Annotated in this window: 1 protein-coding gene; it reads right to left on the bottom strand. The window is 37.2% G+C overall.

Translation table 11 applies throughout. From position 1 onward, the window contains the following. Positions 1-371 (bottom strand): RHS repeat domain-containing protein (locus tag SB659_RS19160; protein ID WP_410551535.1); only part of this gene is annotated, 371 nt, incomplete at both ends.

Genomic DNA, 371 nt, shown 5'->3' with positions numbered 1-371 from the left:
GGATTATTGGCGCCACCCGGAGAATTAGGAGGAATTGAACAATCCGGAGGACAGTTTGCACTTTCTCCAAACAGCCCTGTGGGATCTTTAATAGCTATAGGATTATTAAAAGCATATCCATAAGCATCTAATGACAGAGAACTTAAAGGATCATGCTGTACGAATCTTCCCAGATCAGGCATATAAGAACGAGCATTCATATCATACATTCCTGTTTCCTGCAATTCATTCTCCAGATAGCCATATTTATAATTAGAATTACCTAATCCTATATTATTATATCCTTCATGCTTTAATCCAAAAGGATAATAGTTGTTTTCTTCAATGATCTCTGCTGCTCCACTGGTTCCTTTAAGGTAACTTACCCTTAA

The sequence above is a fragment of the Arthrobacter sp. SIMBA_036 genome (assembly GCF_046535135.1).
Classification (GTDB): domain Bacteria; phylum Actinomycetota; class Actinomycetes; order Actinomycetales; family Micrococcaceae; genus Arthrobacter.
The sequence above is the reverse complement of the archived record's forward strand: the minus strand, read 5'-3'. Positions and strand labels throughout refer to the sequence as shown.